At 72.2% G+C, this 14,273-nt stretch carries 14 protein-coding genes and 2 pseudogenes; 10 read left to right on the top strand and 6 right to left on the bottom strand.

What is annotated here, in order from left to right; genetic code table 11:
• The first annotated feature begins 188 nt into the window (after positions 1-188).
• Positions 189-1,556, top strand: a complete 1,368-nt coding sequence (locus ACGFRG_RS18875) for a hypothetical protein (protein ID WP_393265182.1) — start codon at positions 189-191, stop codon at positions 1,554-1,556.
• A 6-nt stretch (positions 1,557-1,562) separates the two neighbouring features.
• On the opposite strand, the pseudogene ACGFRG_RS18870 reads toward ACGFRG_RS18875, so the two are convergent.
• Positions 1,563-1,772 (bottom strand): annotated as a pseudogene (locus tag ACGFRG_RS18870) (hypothetical protein); the annotation flags it as partial.
• Here ACGFRG_RS18870 and ACGFRG_RS18865 point away from each other — a divergent pair.
• Complete coding sequence (locus ACGFRG_RS18865; protein WP_393265623.1) at positions 1,713-1,847, top strand: hypothetical protein; 135 nt, start codon at positions 1,713-1,715, stop codon at positions 1,845-1,847. The pseudogene ACGFRG_RS18870 and the gene ACGFRG_RS18865 overlap by 60 nt on opposite strands.
• On the opposite strand, the gene ACGFRG_RS18860 is transcribed toward ACGFRG_RS18865, so the two are convergent.
• Complete coding sequence (locus ACGFRG_RS18860; protein WP_393265179.1) at positions 1,848-2,669, bottom strand: NAD(P)-dependent oxidoreductase; 822 nt, start codon at positions 2,667-2,669, stop codon at positions 1,848-1,850.
• A gap of 58 nt (positions 2,670-2,727) precedes the next feature.
• Here ACGFRG_RS18860 and ACGFRG_RS18855 point away from each other — a divergent pair, with 58 nt between their 5' ends.
• The gene (locus ACGFRG_RS18855) at positions 2,728-3,648 is read left to right on the top strand and encodes a LysR family transcriptional regulator (RefSeq protein ID WP_393265177.1); all 921 of its coding nucleotides are present in this window, start codon (positions 2,728-2,730) and stop codon (positions 3,646-3,648) included.
• Positions 3,649-3,787: 139 nt separating this feature from the next.
• On the top strand, positions 3,788-4,450 hold the full coding sequence (locus tag ACGFRG_RS18850) for a rhomboid-like protein (protein WP_393265174.1): 663 nt from the start codon (positions 3,788-3,790) through the stop codon (positions 4,448-4,450).
• A gap of 22 nt (positions 4,451-4,472) precedes the next feature.
• Here ACGFRG_RS18850 and ACGFRG_RS18845 read toward each other — a convergent pair.
• A pseudogene (locus ACGFRG_RS18845) lies at positions 4,473-4,775 on the bottom strand (DUF6328 family protein); the annotation flags it as partial.
• 96 nt (positions 4,776-4,871) lie between these two features.
• Entirely contained in the window at positions 4,872-6,116 is a 1,245-nt protein-coding gene (locus ACGFRG_RS18840; protein WP_393265172.1) for an MFS transporter, read from the bottom strand.
• 152 nt (positions 6,117-6,268) lie between these two features.
• Between ACGFRG_RS18840 and ACGFRG_RS18835 the strand changes: the two genes are divergently transcribed.
• Both ACGFRG_RS18835 and cpt read left to right on the top strand, forming a co-directional pair.
• Positions 6,269-7,198, top strand: coding sequence for a LysR family transcriptional regulator (locus ACGFRG_RS18835; protein ID WP_393265170.1), 930 nt, complete (start codon positions 6,269-6,271; stop codon positions 7,196-7,198).
• 46 nt (positions 7,199-7,244) lie between these two features.
• Complete coding sequence (gene cpt / locus ACGFRG_RS18830; protein ID WP_393265600.1) at positions 7,245-7,775, top strand: chloramphenicol phosphotransferase CPT; 531 nt, start codon at positions 7,245-7,247, stop codon at positions 7,773-7,775.
• Positions 7,776-7,800: 25 nt separating this feature from the next.
• On the opposite strand, the gene ACGFRG_RS18825 is transcribed toward cpt, so the two are convergent.
• Both ACGFRG_RS18825 and ACGFRG_RS18820 read right to left on the bottom strand, forming a co-directional pair.
• The gene (locus ACGFRG_RS18825; RefSeq protein ID WP_361421980.1) at positions 7,801-8,637 is read right to left on the bottom strand and encodes a carboxymuconolactone decarboxylase family protein; all 837 of its coding nucleotides are present in this window, start codon (positions 8,635-8,637) and stop codon (positions 7,801-7,803) included.
• Between the two features lie 61 nt (positions 8,638-8,698).
• Positions 8,699-9,292, bottom strand: coding sequence for a TetR/AcrR family transcriptional regulator (locus ACGFRG_RS18820; protein ID WP_361421977.1), 594 nt, complete (start codon positions 9,290-9,292; stop codon positions 8,699-8,701).
• A 317-nt stretch (positions 9,293-9,609) separates the two neighbouring features.
• Between ACGFRG_RS18820 and ACGFRG_RS18815 the strand changes: the two genes are divergently transcribed.
• The 4 genes from ACGFRG_RS18815 to ACGFRG_RS18800 are packed head-to-tail and all read left to right on the top strand — an operon-like array spanning position 9,610 to position 14,218.
• Positions 9,610-10,608, top strand: coding sequence for a fumarylacetoacetate hydrolase family protein (locus tag ACGFRG_RS18815; RefSeq protein ID WP_393265166.1), 999 nt, complete (start codon positions 9,610-9,612; stop codon positions 10,606-10,608).
• Positions 10,605-11,849 (top strand): thiolase family protein, encoded by a 1,245-nt coding sequence (locus tag ACGFRG_RS18810; protein WP_361421971.1) that lies wholly within the window; start codon positions 10,605-10,607, stop codon positions 11,847-11,849. The genes ACGFRG_RS18815 and ACGFRG_RS18810 overlap by 4 nt, the downstream gene beginning before the upstream one ends.
• Positions 11,846-13,411: an AMP-binding protein gene (locus ACGFRG_RS18805; protein WP_393265164.1), complete on the top strand. Its 1,566-nt coding sequence runs from the start codon at positions 11,846-11,848 to the stop codon at positions 13,409-13,411. Before ACGFRG_RS18810 ends, ACGFRG_RS18805 begins: the two co-directional genes overlap by 4 nt.
• 6 nt (positions 13,412-13,417) lie before the next feature.
• Positions 13,418-14,218: a cyclase family protein gene (locus ACGFRG_RS18800; RefSeq protein WP_361421965.1), complete on the top strand. Its 801-nt coding sequence runs from the start codon at positions 13,418-13,420 to the stop codon at positions 14,216-14,218.
• The last annotated feature ends 55 nt before the right edge of the window (positions 14,219-14,273 follow it).

Here is a 14,273-nt window from a genome sequence, read left to right as displayed (position 1 = left end):
TCTGCCGATCGGCTGACGCCGTCGGCGCGACACACCCGACATGCCCGACACACCCTCCTCGGTTACTTGCTATATTGCGCAACTATAGAAGTATGAGGGCGCGCGGGCGTCCCGTTGCCCTCAAGGGTGCCCTCTCAGTCGGCCGACACCGTCGGCCACACCGACACGTCACCTGCGGAGGCTCCCCCATGCCCGCCATTGCTGCTTCACGGCTCCGTCCGGTCACCGCGCCGGCCGGACTTCTGCTGGCTGTCGCCGCCGCTCTCCTTCCGCTGCCGGCGCACGCCGCGGGCGGCGGCACCGGTGATGTGGCCGACGCGCTCAAGAAGGGTCCCGTGTATGTGGATCCCCGGGCCACGGACCAACTGCCGAAGCCCGCGGCCGAAGCGCTGGCCAAGAAGATCAAGGACGCGGGGAAGCCGGTCTTCGTCGCCGTGCTGCCCGAGAGCGCCGAGTACCCCAAGAGCTCCGTCCTCAAGGACGTACGCTCGCTCACCGGCATCAGCGGGGTGTACGCGATCCGCCTCGGCGACGGCTTCAACGCCGGTGCCGACCGGCGTGTGATGTCCCGCAACTCCGTCGACAACCTGGTGGGCGCCGTCAGGCGCTCCTCGCCCGGCAACGCGCAGGCGGAGCTGAACAGCTTCGTGGACCAGGCGTTGGAGCAGGCCAAGGGCAAGGCTCCGGGCTCCTGGGCGGGCGAAGGCAGCGGCGGCGGCTCCTCGGCCGCCACCGGACTGCTCGTCGGCGGCGGTGTGATCGTGGCGGGCGGCGCGGGCGCGTACGCCTTGTTCCGGCGCGCGAAGAAGAAGCGCGAAGAGCGTGAGCGCGCCGAACTGGACGCGCTGCGCGTCGTGGTCGACGAGGACATCACCGCCTTCGGCGAGGAGCTGGACCGGCTGGTCTTCTCCCCGTCCGAGCCCAGCGCGACGGATGCGATGCGCGAGGACTACGCCCGGGCACTCGACGCGTACGACAAGGCCAAGGAGCAGATGGCCGCCGCCACCACGCCGCAGGACGTGCAGCCGGTGACCGAGACCCTGGGTGAGGGCCGCTTCGCGCTCGCCACCCTCGCCGCCCGCCGCTCGGGCGCGCCGCTGCCCGAGCGGCGGGTGCCCTGCTTCTTCGACCCGCGCCACGGCCCCTCGACGGAGGACGTGCAGTGGGCGCCGATGGGCGGGGCGCCGCGCCCGGTGCCCGCGTGTGCCGCCGACGCGGTCCGCGTGAAGGCCGGTGACGAGCCCGACTCCCGTATGGTCCACACCGACAACGGGCCGCAGCCGTACTGGAACGCGGGCCCGGCGTACGCGCCCTGGGCGGGTGGTTACTTCGGCGGCGCCGGTGGCATCCTCGGCGGGCTGCTGGTGGGCACGATGCTCGGCGGCCTGCTCAGCGCACCCTCGGCATTCGCCGCCCCGGACTTCGCGGGGCCCGAAAACCTGCCGGGCGGCGGCGAGTTCACCGGTTCCGACTTCAACCCGTCGGACTTCTCGGGCGGTTTCGGCGGTGGCTTCGGCGCCGATGCGGGAAGCGACTTCGGCGGCGGTGACTGGTAGCAGCTGTCAAGCGCGGCGAGCGACTGCGGTCCCGCCCTGCTCAGGTGGTCTGTTGTCCAGGCGGCAGCGGACGAAGTCCTGCACCACCGGGTCGGTGTCGTCGGCGGGCGACCGGACGACCGCGACCCGGCTGGGGCCGACACCGCTCACCGGGCGATGGACGACCCCGGGACGGGCGCAGAAACGGGCCGCCGACTCGGGGGCCGGCGCGACGCCGGGTACGGCAACATCCACTTCCCGGGAGGCTGCTTCGTCCTCGCCGTCGCCTCGCTCGTCCTCGCCGTGGCGTGATCACATACGCAGCGCGGCCAGGTCCGAGGCCGCGAGCTCCGGCCGGGACCGCAGCGCGGTGTGGACCGCCTCCAGGACCGGCAGAGCGGTGGTCGCGGTGGCCAGGGCCACGTCCTTGGCCGCGAGCGACACCGGGAAGTACGCGTCCGTCGCGAACGCCCGCGCCACCACCCCCGCGACCGGGCTCGCCGCGAGCGCCGTGCGGGTCAGCCCCTCCGGCAGGCCCAGCGCCTCGCCCAGCCGCAACCCCTCTGCCACCAGGGCCACTCCGCCGATCACCGCACTGATCAGGACCAGTTTCAGCGCTGCTCCCGCGCCCACCTCACCGCAGGGTGTCACCGTCCCCAGCACCGCGAGCAGATCGTCCACCCCGCCGGTGTCACCGCCCGCCAGGATCACCAGCTCGCCCGTCGCCGCCCGGTCCACGCTGCCCATCACCGGCGCGTCGACCAGCGTCACACCCCGCGGAAGGCGCGCGGCCAACTCCCGGACCGTGTCCGGGCCCACGGTCGAGGTGTCGATCCACGTCGTCCCCGCCCGCAGCGCCCCAACCATCGTGTCCGCGACGGCCAGTGCCGCCGCGGGGTCCGCGAGCATCGTGATGACGACGTCCGCGTCGGCCACGGCCCCGGCCGGGCTCGCGGCGATCGCGGCCCCCTCGGCCACCAGCGCCTCGGCCTTGGCGGCCGTACGGTTCCAGACCGTCAGTTCATACCCCGCGCCGAGCAGTCGACGGGCCATCGGCGCACCCATGTTGCCGAGTCCGAGAAACGCGACCCGCTGCACCTTCGTCTTCATGTCCGTGCTCATGTCCGTGTTCATGGGACGACCGTAGGGATCACCTCATCCATGCCACAAGCGAATGTCTAGCATGGCAGCCATGACCGACACGCATACCTCCGGCCACAGCCTCTACGACGTCTTCCTTCGCGTCGCCGCCGACGGGTCGTTCACCGCCGCCGCCCAGGCCCTCGGCTACACCCAGTCCGCGGTCTCCCGCCAGGTGCAGACACTGGAGGCCGAGCTCGGCAGCGTCCTGTTCGACCGACTGCCCCGTGGCGTCCAACTCACCGAAGCCGGGCGGGTGTTGGTGCCGCACGCCGAAGCCGTACGGGACCGGCTCGCGGCGGCCCGCACGGAACTCACCGCACTGCGCACCCTCGACAGCGGGCTGCTGCGGGTCGGGGCGTTCTCGACCGCGGACGCCGCACTGCTCCCCCGCAGCCTCGCCGCGTTCCGGCGGCTGCATCCCCGCGTGACCATCGCCCGTACCGAGGGCCCCTCCGTCAAACATCTGGGACTGCTGGCCGCCGGGGAGCTGGACATCGCCGTCGTCAGCACCACGGCCGGACGCGCCCTCGACGGCTGCGCGCTACGGCATCTGCTGGACGAGCCGATGTTCGTGGCCCTGCCGCGGGACCACCGTATGGCGGGCCGACGGCGGCTGCGGCTGGCCGAGCTCGCCGACGAGGAGTGGGTCGCGGGCAGCACCCGGCCCGAGGACACCCTGATGCGGCCCGTCCTGGAGGCCGGTTTCCGACCTCGTACGATCCTCGTCGTACGGGACTGGATCGCCAAGCAGGGTTTCGTGGCGGCCGGTCTCGGGGTGACCCTGCTGCCCGCGCTCGCGGCCGACTCGGTCCGCGCGGACATCGTGCTCGTCCCCGTCCACCAGGACGACGTACCGCACCGCGCGGTCTACGCGGCGACCCCGCACGGCCGCGCCGACTCCCCCGCCGTGGCCGCCTTCCTCACCGAACTCCGGACGACGGCGCGGCAGCTCATGGAGCGCGTGGTGTGAGTCCTGGTGTGAGTCCTGGTGTGAGTCCCGCCTCAGCCGCACCGGGCAACCTCCGCACCGCCCGCACGCTCTTGAAAAGGGGACGCGGCAGAACGCGCCCACACGACGAAGTGAGACAGAGCGGTACGGGGGGCAACGGATGCGCGAGGTGCGCGAGCGGCGGACGGTCCATACGGCGATGACCGCCGTGTCCAGGCTGCCCGCGACAGTGCTGTACGTCGGCCTGCTGCTGGCGACGGCCGCCTGGATGGCCGACCAGTCCGTACAGGAGCGGGCGCGGTTCGTCCGGCACAACAGCAGCAACGTCCACCACCTGGAGGTGGGCAAATGGTGGACCCTGTTCACCAGCGGCCTGGTGGTGGACGGCGTTCCGGTACTGCTCGGGATCGCGGCGGTGGCCGTCGTGCTCGGGCTCGCGGAATGGCGGTGGGGAGGCATCCGGGGGTTCGGTGTCTTCCTCTTCGGGCACGTCGTGGCGACACTGCTCACGGAGGGCGCCATGTGGCTGATGCACCTCGCCCATCTGCCGGGTGCCCTGTCCCGGGCCCGCGATGTGGGCATCAGCTACGGCCTGGTCGCCACCACCGCCTGTCTGCTGGCCCTGGCCTGCCGACGCGTGCGCCTCCTGGGGCTCACCGCGCTGACCGTACTGCTCGCGGTGGCCTGGGTCATCGATCAGGAGCTGGCCGACGCGGGCCACCTGGTCGCCCTGGGACTGGGCGTGCTCGGGTCCCGCTCCCGCTGGTTCCACTCGTACCGTCGCTCAGGAGCGGCACAGCAGGAGCACGCGACGGTCGCGTAGCGGGGGCCGCACCGGACCGGCGTCAACCGCTGGTGTGCCGATGGCGAGCCCACAGGGGAAGCACGAACCAGCAGGCCAGATACCAGCCGACCACCCCGGCCACCGCCCAGGGCACATGGCCGCCATGGGTGGCCGTACGCAGGACGAGCAGCAGTGCCGAGGTCATCGTGGCCAGCAGCAGGAGCAGTCCGGCCAAGGTGAGGCGCGAGACCCAGCGCACCGCTTCGGGTTTGATGCGCCGCCCGACGACGATCCGGTGGAAGGACACCGGGCCGATGATCCTCGGCGCTCTCGTGGCGGCCGTCGCCCCGCGTACGTACGCGATCGCCTGACATCCCACTCGACCCCTTCGTCGCCCCTGGACCCGATCGGCGTCCGGTGCCCGGCCGAGTACCCGGGGCCGAGCTCGACACACCTCGGCTCAGGCGGCCCCGACCGCGTCGGCCGTCCGCTCGTCGCTGGTGTGCGGGAGCTTCAGGAGCAGGAGCGGGGTGGCCAGGAGGGCGACGCCGGCGAGGCCTATCGCGGTGCGGGGGCCGACGACGCCCGCGAGCAGGCCCCATACGGCGGTCACGGCCGCGATGGCGGTCTTGGTGCTGATCGACCACGCCGACAGGGTGCGGGCGACCCGGTCGGTGGCGGTCCGGTCGAGCCGGTACGTGGCGTACACCGGGTTGAACACACCCGAGCAGGTGATCAGGCCGAGCTCGACGACCATTATCACGACGAGCCCGGCGACGCCGGGGCCGACGAAGGCGAGCCCTATCGACCAGCACGCCCGCAGGACACCGGTGGTGATCATCACCTGGTGCCGGCCGAACCGCTCGACGAGGCGGTGGGCCAGCCGGGAGCCGACGAGACCGCCGAGGCACGGCACGGCGAAGGCGAGGCCGTACTGCCACGGTGCGAAGCCCAGGCGTCCGAGCATGAGGAAGGCAAGGAGCGGCGCGGTCGCCATGATCAGACTGTTGACGACGATCGTGTTGAAGAACAGCGGGCGCAGCTCCGGGTGGGTCAGGATGTACCGCCACCCTTCGAGCAGTTCACCGGCCCTGCGCCGTGGCGCCTCGGTGCGTACGGGGCGCGGCTCCTGCCCGCCGATCGCGCGGATCCCCGCCGCCGAGAGCAGAAAGCTCACCGCGTTGGCCGCCACGGTCGTGACCGGGCCGAACAGACCGATCGCGGCCCCGCCGAGCGGTGGGCCGAGCACGGTGGCCGTCCAGGTCGTGGACTCGAACCGCCCGTTCGCGACGAGCAGGTCCTCGCGGGGTACGAGCGCTTTGAGGCAGGCGCCACTGGCTGCCGTGAAGGTGATGTCGGCCGCGGCGACGACGATCGACACGACCAGGAGCTGGGCGAAGCCGAGCAGGTCGAGCGCGTAGGCGGCGGGGATGCTGAGCACCGCCGCGAACCGGATCAGGTCCATGCCCACCATCACCCGGCGCTTGCGCCGGAACTCCACCCACGGGCCGAGCGGCACCGCCACCGCCGCCCCGACCGCGAGCCCCGCAGCCGCCAGGAGCGACACCTCGGTCGAGCCGGCGTGCAGCACCAGGATCGCGATCAGCGGGAACGCGTCGAAGGCCAGCCAGGTGCCGAGCGTGCTGACCCCGTACGCGGCCCACAGCCACCCGAACCGCCGACCCAACGGTCGCCCCGCCACCATGTCAGTCCCCCTCGCCGCGACGTCCCCCGTACAACCTGATGTTGGCCGCCATGATTAAAGCGAGCAGCCGGGCTGCGGATCAAACAACCACACGGAGGCCCGGACACAACCTTTTGTTGTGTCGAGCGGTGGTGTCGATAGGATCGGCCGCCATGGATCTCGATGCCGTACGCACCTTCGTCGTCGTCGCGGACGCGGGTCAGTTCCGGGAGGCCGCCAACGAGCTCTCGATCACCCAGCAGGCCGTCTCCAAGCGCGTCGCCGCGCTGGAGAAGGACCTCGGGGTACGCCTGTTCACGCGCACCGCGCGCGGGGCTCGTCTCACCATCGACGGGCAGGCGTTCCGGCCGTACGCGCGCGCCCTGCTCCAGGCCGAGGAGCGGGCGGCCGCGTCCGTGCGGCCCGGGCGCCGGGCGCTGCGCGTCGACGTGATCGGCCGCCGGCTGGCCCCGGCGGGTCTGCTGCGCGACTTCCACGGCGCGCATCCCTGCGTCGAGCTCGATGTGGTGACCCTCTTCGACGCCGACGCCGCGATCGCGGCGGTCCGCTCGGGCACCATCGACGCGTCCTTCCGCGCCGTCACCGTGCCCGTACGCCAGCTCCCCGAAGGCGTCGAAGCCACCCCGGTGCACGACGAACCGCTCCAGCTGCTCACCGGTCCGGGCCACGTGCTCGCCGACACCCGGCAAGTGACACTCCGTCAACTGGTGGGCCACCGGATCTGGATGCCCGGTATCGTCGCCGGAACCGAGTGGGCCGCGTACTACGACGAGCTCGCCGCCGAGTTCGGGCTCACCATCGATCCGCTCGGTCCCAACTTCGGCATCGAGCCTCTTCTGGACACGATCGCCGACTCCTCGACACTGGCGACCATAGTCGGCGAACAGACCCGGCTCGTCTGGCCCGCCGGGTACGACCTGCGGCGCATCCCCGTGCACGACCCGACCCCGGTCTACCCGCACTCGCTGATCTGGCGCGCCGACAACACCCACCCGGCGCTCACCGCCCTGCGGGACCACCTCGGCTCGGCGCTGTCCGACCACGCCGCCGGGACCTGGACACCCCGGTGGGCCCAGCATTGAAATCCGGTTTCGGGCACGGTCGTCGAGCTCCTACTGTGGCGCGGTGATGACTCAGGTGATCGTCCTCAACGGTGGCTCCAGCTCGGGCAAGTCCGGGATCGCGCGGTGTCTGCAGGCGGTGCTGCCGGATCACTGGCTGGCTCTCGGTATCGACACGCTGGTGGCGGCGATGCCCGCGTCGATGCGGGCCGGGGACGGCGGGATCGAGCTCGCGGAGGACGGCGAGGTGATCGTCGGTCCCGAGTTCCGGGCGGTGGAGGCCGCGTGGATGGAGGGGATCGCCGCGATGGCCCGCGCGGGCGCCCGGATCATCCTCGACGAGGTCTTCCTCGGCGGGGCGGACTCGCGGCTGCGCTGGCAGAAGGCGCTCGGCGGGCTGCGGGTGGTGTGGGTCGGCGTCCGGTGCGACGGCGTCATCGCCGCGGGCCGCGAGGTGGCCCGCGGCGACCGGATCATCGGGATGGCCGCGTCCCAGGCGGAGGCGGTCCACCGGGGCATGGTGTACGACGTGGAGGTGGACACCGCGCACGTCGAGTCGATGGAGTGCGCACGGGCCATCGACGCGCGGGTGCCGTGACCGACCACCGGGTGAGTACCGGGGCTCAGCCCTCGGCCCGCTCGGCGAACACCTCGCGGGCCGCCGCGATCCCGTTCAGGGCCGCCGGGAACCCCGCGTACCCCACCATCTGCGTGATGACCTCGACGACCTCCTCCTGGGTGCCGCCGACGTTGAGCAGGCCGTGGATGTGGACCCGCAGCTGGGGCGCGGCGGTGCCGAGCGCCGTGCACATGGCCACGCTCGCCAGCTCGCGCAACTTGAGGTCCAGGGCGGGCCGGGCGTAGATGTCGCCGAACGAGAACTCGATGATGTAGCGGGCCAGATCGGGGGCGATGTCGCGCAGGGAGGCGACGACGGCGTCCCCGGCGTGCCCGTCCACCTCGGCGAGCTTGGCGAGCCCGCGCTCGTGACGCCCGCCCGGCGCGGCCGACTCGACCGGCTCGAAGGCGAGGTCGGGCCGGGCCTCGAACGCCTCGCGGGCCACGGCGATGGCGTTGAGCGCGGCCGGGAATCCCGCGTACACGGCGGTGTGGATCAGCACCTCGACCACCTCGGCCGGGGTGACACCCACGTTCAGCGCGCCGTCGATGTGGAAGCGCAGCTGGGGGGCGGCGTTGCCCAGCGCCGACAGCGCGGCGACGGTGGCCACTTGGCGCTCGGGCAGGCTGAGCCGGTCGTTCGCCAGGAGCTCGCCGTATCCGAAGGCGACCGTCATACGGCCGAGGTCGGGGGCGATGTCGGCGACGGCGTCGAGAACGGCCGGCCGCTCCTTCCCGCCCACTTTCCTCAGCAGTTCGAGGCCACGCTCGAAACGGTCGTCGACGGCGGCTTCGGTGTGCGAGTCGGTGTGAGCGGGTGCGTGGTGCTGTGCGCTGTTCATGTGATCGACGTTAGAGGTTGGAGTGCACTCCAACGCAAGCACACACCAGGTGTCCGTGCCCTCACGCCCCGCGAGGAGCGACCGCCAGCGCGAAGAGCTGCTTCAGTGCCGCGAAGGACGCCTCGCGGTCGACCAGGCCGTCGAGGCTGTGCAGCGTGTTCACGCCCACGCCGCTGCCGAAGACGATCGACGCCAGGCTCTTCGCGTCGGGCAGCCCGGGCGTCGCGGCGGTGATCCGTTCCAGATAGCCGATCCACACCTGCCGGGTGCGTTCGTAACCTCGGACATACGCGTCCCGCAACGGGCCCTCCACGCCGAGCACTTCGGGCAGGACCGTCGCGAACACACGGCCGCAGGGGGCGTCGACCACGGCCAGATGCGCGTCGACGAGCAGGTCGAACGAGAGCGGGCCGGACGGGGGCAGACGGCGGCGGTACTCCTCCTCGGCCGTGGTGAAGGCATGCTCGATCACCTCGACGATGAGGCCGTCCTTGGAGCCGAAGTGCCAGGCGACCGAGCCCCGGCTGATGCCCGCCCGCTCGGCGACCGCCTGTACGGACGCGGCCCTGGGGCCGGCCTCGGCCACCAGGTCCGTCGCCGCCTGGAGCAGACGGCGGCGGCTCTCCCGCGCGGATTCCTCACGACGACCGGCCATGCGGGCGATTGTTCCACAGGGGGCGCAGCCGCCCCAGACCTCCGGCGGCGGACGCCGGGCCGGGCATCGCGCGGACACCGATCATGTCCGAGGTCTTGACGGTCTGTGTCAGCCGTCCAACGATTGGACCGCTGTCCAGTCTTCACGGGTGAGCGAATCTCGCCACTGTGCCGAAGCCGTCCAGCCTTCCCGTTCCGAGCCGCACATGTTCTGAGCCGCACCGCTTCTTCGCCGTGCCCCTTCTGAGCCGTACCCACTCCGAGCCGTACCCGTTCCGAGACTTGTTCCGAGCCGCCGACCCCACGTTGGGAGACGTCATGCGCCTGGTCACGTTCGTGAGGGAGAACCAACCGAATCATCAGTGCGTCGGGGCACTGCTGGACGAGGACGCGACCGTCCTCGGCCTCGCCGCCGCGGCCCCCGACGAAGCGGCCTTCGCCTCCATGCAGGCCCTGATCGAGTCGGCCGACGCGGGTCTGGCCCGCGCCCGGGAGCTGGCCGAACGCCGTCCCGGCGCCCACCTGCTCCCCCGGGCCGACGTCCGCCTCCTGTCGCCCCTGCCGCGCCCGACCCGGCTGCGCGACTGCGGGCTGTTCATCGCCCATCTGGAGTCCGGATTACGGGAGTTGGCACGTCGCCAGTCCGCCGGGGCGGAAGATCCCGCAGCCGAGTTCGAACGGCTCATGGCCAGCGGCCGATTCGACCTCAACCCGCTGTTCCGCGAGCGGGTCATGTACTACACGGCCGACCATCTGTCGGTGAGCGGGCCCGAGGACGTGATCACCGCCCCGGCCGGGGCGCGGGAGCTCGACTACGAGCTGGAGTTCGCCGCCGTGGTCGGCCGCACGGGCCGGGAGGTCAAACCCGGGGCGGCCGCGGAGCACATCTTCGGGTACACGGTCTTCAACGATTGGAGCGCGCGGGACCTCCAGATGGTGCTGATGCGGGCGGGCGTGGGGCCCTGCGAGGGCAAGGACTTCGCCGGGTCCAACACCCTCGGCCCCTGCATCGTCACCCGCGACGAGCTGACCGACCCGTACGCCCTGACGATGACCGCCCGGGTCAACGGCCAGGAGTGGTCGCGCGGCGGCACCGACGGCATGCACCACAGCTTCGAGGACGCGATCGTGCAGCTCAGCCGGGACCGGGCGGTGCACGCTGGGGACGTCATCGGGTCCGGCACGGTCCCCTCGGGCACCGGGTTCGACCTGGCGCGCTCGCTGAGCGACGGGGACGTGGTCGAGCTGGAGGTCGAGGGGATCGGCGTCCTGCGCAACACCGTCCGTATCCCGGTGAGCCCCGCGAACGGCTCATGAACGACGCGTACGTGCTCGCCGTGGGCCGTACTCCGTACGGCAGGTTCCCGGACCTCGGCGTCGGCGCGCTCGCGGGCGAGGCTCTGTCGCTGTGCCTCGCCGACGCCGGGGTCGAATCCTCCGTGGTCGACGGGGTGTTCTTCGCCAACGCCACCCAGGGGGCCCTGGAGGGCCAGCATCTGATACGCGGTCAGATCGCCATGCGGGGCACCGGCCTCGAAGGCGTTCCGGTCGTCAACGTCGAGAACGCCTGCGCGAGCGGTGCCACGGCCTTCCACCTCGCGGCCACCGCCGTACGGGCCGGGGAGATGGAGGTCGCCCTGGCGCTGGGCGCCGAGAAGATGTACGGGGCCGACGAGGCGCGCACGACCGAGGCGTTCCGGGGCGGTCTGGACGTGGCGCGCTGGGAGGCCGAGCTCAAGGCGCTGCGGGAGGCGGCCGGGGCCGAGCCCGCCGCGCCCGGGCGGCGCTCGGTGTTCATGGACGTCTACGCCGCCCTCGCCGCCCACTACCAACGCCGCCACCCCGACTGCACCGCCCGTCGGCTCGCCGCCGTCACCGCCAAGAACCGGCGGCACGGCTCGCTCAACCCCAAGGCCACCCACCGCACCCCGCTCACGGTCGACGAAGTGCTCGCCGCACGCGAGATCGTGGCGCCGCTGACACTGCCGATGTGCGCGCCCATCGGCGACGGCGCGGCGGCGGCTCTGGTCTGCTCACCGGCGGCGGCACGGCGCTTCGGGCTACGGCGGGCGGTGCGGATCCGGGCGAGCGTGGTGGCCTCCGGATCGGGCCGGGCCCTGGACGACGAGGCACGGCAGATCACCCGGCTGGCCTCGGCGACCGCCTATGAACGTGCGGGACTCGGACCCGGTGACGTCTCGCTCGCCGAGGTCCATGACGCGACGGCGATCGGCGAGGTCCTCCAGCTCGAAGCCCTCGGCCTGGTGGCGGCCGGCGAGGGCGCGCTCGCGGCCGAACGCGGGGCGACCGCGCTCGGCGGCCGCCTCCCGGTGAACACCTCCGGCGGTCTGGAGTGCAACGGCCATCCGGTCGGAGCCACCGGCATCGGCCAGATAGCGGAGCTCACCACTCAGTTGCGCGGTGAGGCCGGGGTACGTCAGGTGCCCGCCGCCCGCATCGGGCTCGCCGAGAACGGCGGCGGGTTCCTGGGCTTCGAGGAGGCGGCCGCCGCGGTCGTCGTCCTGGAGGCGCCGCCCGGCGAAGGGGGACGTTCATGAACGAGCCGATGTACGGACCCGTGAACATCGCGGCCCTGCTGCACCGCGCGGCCGGGCGGACCCCGGATGCCCCGGCGGTGTGCGAGGGCGCGGAGGTACTGCGGGACTTCTCCCAACTGGCCGAGCGGGCCCGGGCGATCGGGGCCGCGCTGCTGAGGGAGTACGGTCTGCGACCGGGTGACCGGGTCGCGCTGGCGATGCGCAACACTCCGTACTATCCCGAGATCCTGTTCGGCGTGTGGTGGGCCGGGCTTGTGGCGACGCCCATGAACGCGCGGCTGCACCCGAAGGAGTTCGCCCAGCAGATCGAGGACTGCACGGCCCGGGTGTGTGTCGCCACCGACGAGCTGATGGGTCCGCTGCGTGAACACGGCCTGGGATCAGCTGTGTTGACCTCGGTGGCGGAGCTGGCCGGGGCGGCCGAGCAGACCGGCGGCGAGCCTCCGGCGGACGTACGACCGGGCGACCCGGCGTGGTTGTTCTACACGAGCGGCACGACCGGCCACCCCAAGGGCGCGACGCTCACCCATGCCAACCTGGCGGCGGCCACCGCGTGCGCGCTCGCCGACATCGGCCGGGGCATGGACGCCTCGCTGCTGCACATCGCGCCCCTCTCCCACGCGGGCGGCCTCTTCGGTCTGGCCGGCGTCGCCCGCTCGCGCCCCCAGGTCTTCCCCCGGGGCGGTGCGGTGGACGCACGCGCCCTGGCCGAGGCGCTGCGGGCGTTCGGCCCGGTGACGTTCTTCGCGGTGCCGACCATCCTGCGCCGACTGCTCGACCCGGCCCTGCTGCCGGACGACCTGGTCGGGCAGGTGCACCACATCCTCTACGGCGGCGCCCCGATGTACACCGAGGACCTGCGCAGGGTCATCGCCCGCTTCGGTGCCCGACGGCTGTGGCAGGGGTACGGGCAGGGCGAGTCCCCCGCCACGATCACCCATCTGCGGCCCGAGGACCACGAGGGCGACGACGCCGAGGCGCTGGGACGGCGCCTGGCGAGCGTCGGGCGCCCGCGCACCGGCGTCGAAGTGCGTGTGGTGGACGCCGACGGCCGGGAGGTGGCGCCCGGGACCACGGGCGAGGTCACCGTCAGGGGTGACACCGTGATGGCGGGCTACTGGAACAACCCGGAGGCCACCGCGCGCACCCTGCGCGGTGGTTGGCTGCACACCGGCGACCTCGGGCGGCTCGACGCGGATGGATACCTCACCCTCGTCGACCGGGCCAAGGACCTGATCATCGCCGGGGGCTCCAACATCTATCCGCGTGAAGTGGAGGAGGCCCTGCTGCGCCACCCGGCGGTCGCCGAGGCCGCCGTCGTGGGCGCTCCCGACCCCGACTGGGGTGAACTGCCCGTCGCCTTCGTCGTCTTCGCGGACGGGCGCGAGGCGACGGCGAGCGAACTGGACCAGCACTGTCTTGGGCAGTTGGCGCGCTTCAAGCGGCCGCGGGACTTCCGCTTCGTCGCCGCGCTGCCCAAGAACTCCTACGGAAAAGTCCTCAAGACCGAGCTGAGAGGAGTCATCGGCAGGTCCCCGCACGCCGAGCCCGAGAGAGGCTGAGTTGAGATGAGCCGCATCGTAGACCTCACATCCCCCCTCGACCCCCGTGACCTCGACCTCATCCCCCCCGACATGCCCGACCTGGCGCTGGTGGTCGCGCCGAAGATCGACTACCACACGCACGACGCCTGGGGCCGCGACTTCATGGTCGCGTCCTTCGGCTGCGACCCCGACGACCTGCCGAGCCGCGAGGGACCGGCCGGCGAGGTCATGCGCGAGATCAGCACCCACTGCGGAACGCACGTGGACGCGCCGCTGCACAGCGGCCGGCTGTGCGAGGGCCGCCCGTCCCGCACCATCAGCGACCTCACCCTCGAAGAGCTCTACCGCCCGGGCCTGGTCCTCGACGTACGACCATGGGCCAAGCCAGGTGAAGCGATACCAGTGGAGGCGCTGCGCAAGGCCGTCGAAGCGACCGGGCGCGACATCCAGGAGGGCGACGCGGTCCTGATCCGGACCGGCCAGGAGCGCTACACCCTGGGCGAGCCGCAGTACTTCGACTACCCCGGCATGTCGGGCGAGGGCACCCGCTACCTCACCGCCAAGGGCGCGACGATCCTCGGCACCGACGCCATCGGCTGGGACCGTCCGATCCCCAGGATGCGCGCCGCCTTCCAGGAGAGCGGTGACAGCACGCACATCTGGGACGGCCACTACGCGATCCAGGACAAGGAGGCGCTGATCGTCCAGCAGTTGGTGAACCTGGGCTCCCTGCCGCCGACCGGCTTCATGGTCGGCTTCTTCCCGCTGAAACTCACCGGCACCAGCGCGGCGCCCACCCGGGCCGTGGCCTTCGTCGAGGAGTGAGGCGGAGCGGCCGTACGGGTTCGGGGCCCGTACGGCCGCTGCCATTCCCAGGACT

The sequence above is a fragment of the Streptomyces sp. NPDC048696 genome (genome assembly GCF_043198895.1).
In the GTDB taxonomy this organism is placed as follows: Bacteria; Actinomycetota; Actinomycetes; order Streptomycetales; family Streptomycetaceae; genus Streptomyces.
The sequence above is the reverse complement of the archived record's forward strand: the minus strand, read 5'-3'. Positions and strand labels throughout refer to the sequence as shown.

Bases quoted from the DNA above. Each gene is read 5' to 3' on its own strand.
- ACGFRG_RS18875 (WP_393265182.1), top strand. From the start codon at position 189: ATGCCCGCCATTGCTGCTTCACGGCTCCGTCCGGTCACCGCGCCGGCC.
- ACGFRG_RS18865 (WP_393265623.1), top strand. From the start codon at position 1,713: ATGGACGACCCCGGGACGGGCGCAGAAACGGGCCGCCGACTCGGGGGC.
- ACGFRG_RS18860 (WP_393265179.1), bottom strand. From the start codon at position 2,669: ATGAACACGGACATGAGCACGGACATGAAGACGAAGGTGCAGCGGGTC.
- ACGFRG_RS18855 (WP_393265177.1), top strand. From the start codon at position 2,728: ATGACCGACACGCATACCTCCGGCCACAGCCTCTACGACGTCTTCCTT.
- ACGFRG_RS18850 (WP_393265174.1), top strand. From the start codon at position 3,788: ATGCGCGAGGTGCGCGAGCGGCGGACGGTCCATACGGCGATGACCGCC.
- ACGFRG_RS18840 (WP_393265172.1), bottom strand. From the start codon at position 6,116: ATGGTGGCGGGGCGACCGTTGGGTCGGCGGTTCGGGTGGCTGTGGGCC.
- ACGFRG_RS18835 (WP_393265170.1), top strand. From the start codon at position 6,269: ATGGATCTCGATGCCGTACGCACCTTCGTCGTCGTCGCGGACGCGGGT.
- cpt (WP_393265600.1), top strand. From the start codon at position 7,245: ATGACTCAGGTGATCGTCCTCAACGGTGGCTCCAGCTCGGGCAAGTCC.
- ACGFRG_RS18825 (WP_361421980.1), bottom strand. From the start codon at position 8,637: ATGAACAGCGCACAGCACCACGCACCCGCTCACACCGACTCGCACACC.
- ACGFRG_RS18820 (WP_361421977.1), bottom strand. From the start codon at position 9,292: ATGGCCGGTCGTCGTGAGGAATCCGCGCGGGAGAGCCGCCGCCGTCTG.
- ACGFRG_RS18815 (WP_393265166.1), top strand. From the start codon at position 9,610: ATGCGCCTGGTCACGTTCGTGAGGGAGAACCAACCGAATCATCAGTGC.
- ACGFRG_RS18810 (WP_361421971.1), top strand. From the start codon at position 10,605: ATGAACGACGCGTACGTGCTCGCCGTGGGCCGTACTCCGTACGGCAGG.
- ACGFRG_RS18805 (WP_393265164.1), top strand. From the start codon at position 11,846: ATGAACGAGCCGATGTACGGACCCGTGAACATCGCGGCCCTGCTGCAC.
- ACGFRG_RS18800 (WP_361421965.1), top strand. From the start codon at position 13,418: ATGAGCCGCATCGTAGACCTCACATCCCCCCTCGACCCCCGTGACCTC.